Here is a 1,634-nt window from a genome sequence, read left to right as displayed (position 1 = left end):
GCCACGTCGTAAATCTCTTGATACGAGTTATTAGAGAGCAACATCTTCTGGTAAATACCGTAAAGATGCTTAGAACGTCCACTAATGTCAAGATACCCAATTCCAGCTTGTTGCAAACGGTGGCGCAAAATTTCTATTGATTTGGTCAATCGCTGTTGGCGATAAACTTGGTTTTCGGCTACGTACTGTACAATTTGCTCGTAAGCTTCTGGTTCTAGGTACTTAAACGCCAAATCTTCTAGTTCGGATTTTACCTTCCACATCCCTAAACGATTGGCTAATGGCGCAAAAATTTCTCTTGTTTCTAAAGCTATGTTGCGGCGTTTTTGTTCTGGAAGGTGTTGGAGTGTTCGCATGTTGTGTAAGCGATCTGCCAATTTCACCACAATCACCCGAATGTCTTGCGCCATTGCCAGGAACATGCGGCGAAAGTTCTCTGCTTGGCTTTCTGTTTTGCTTTTAAAATTTAGTTTTGACAGCTTGGTAACGCCTTCTACCAAACGCCTTACTTCTACACCAAAACGCTGCTCTATTTCCTCAATTGTGACTTCTGTATCTTCAACTACATCATGTAGGAAGCCAGCTGCTATCATAGCAGCACTACCTCCTAAATCACGTAACAGTCCTGCCACTGCTATTGGATGACAAATATAAGGTTCTCCTGATTTCCGGTATTGTCCCTGATGTAGTTGATAAGCAAACTCAAATGCTTGACAGATTAAAGCTCTGTCACGATACCTTTGCTCATCTTCTGACGAGCTATTTAAACATTTTTCTAACCACTCGGGAAGAGTAATGTCCATTGAAGTAGTTAATAACGCAGTACTCATACAAGTCATCCAATTCAAGCTAAGGGTAGTTGGTGTTATTCAGAAACAGAGTTTTGCTAAGTAGATCATTTATTTTTTTATGTAAAAACTCAGTTTCTTCTTATGGGATTTACACAGGGAGTTTAAATCAATTTGTTGTCCGACTAATCATCCATTTGGTCGACGCGCCGAATATTAAGAATATCGCTCAATTTATTGATTTTTGTAAAGACTTGTTCAAGTTGAGAGCGATCGCGTATATCTATTCCCAAGTCTATCAACGCCGGTTGACCAAGCGTGGTTTTCACATGGGCATGGCGCACATTGATCCCTTGATCACTTAATCGTGACAAAATGTCCTTCAACACCCCTACACGATCTAAAGCTTCAATTTGAACATTCACTGGGTAAGTTTGAGGGTGACCATTATTTTCTGCTGTTGTTTCTGCTGTTGATTTCCAACTCACCGGAACTAAATGAATGCATTTCACATTTGCTAGATGATGACATCCTTGGCGATGGATTTTTATACCCTTACCTCGTGTCACTACACCGATAATCGGTTCTCCAGGAATGGGATGACAACACGCAGCAAGATGGTACCCTAAACCCTCTACTCCGATCATAGGTGAATCAAATGAAGAACGTGTAGGGGTTGTTGTTTGTAGAACTTGAGGTGTATAAGCTTGGAGCGCTTGCTCGTTAGAAACCACCGTTGTTTGTTGCGCTTTCACTATTTCTCGCCAAGAACTTAGCACCCTGTTTAACGTGATTTCACCATAACCCAAAGCTGCGAGTAAATCTTCTTGTGACTGGTAATTACAC

2 protein-coding genes are annotated in these 1,634 nt (G+C 41.2%); both read right to left on the bottom strand.

The window, feature by feature from the left end:
• A partial coding sequence (locus G4P69_RS38035) for an HD domain-containing protein (RefSeq protein WP_208355139.1) occupies window positions 1-830 on the bottom strand: 830 nt, incomplete at its 3' end.
• Window positions 831-973: 143 nt separating this feature from the next.
• A partial coding sequence (locus tag G4P69_RS38030; protein WP_208355136.1) for an ACT domain-containing protein occupies window positions 974-1,634 on the bottom strand: 661 nt, incomplete at its 5' end.

It is taken from the genome of Aetokthonos hydrillicola CCALA 1050, assembly GCF_017591665.1.
GTDB lineage: Bacteria > Cyanobacteriota > Cyanobacteriia > Cyanobacteriales > Nostocaceae > Aetokthonos > Aetokthonos hydrillicola.
Note: the sequence above shows the minus strand (reverse complement) of the source record. Positions and strands in the feature narration are given on the sequence as shown.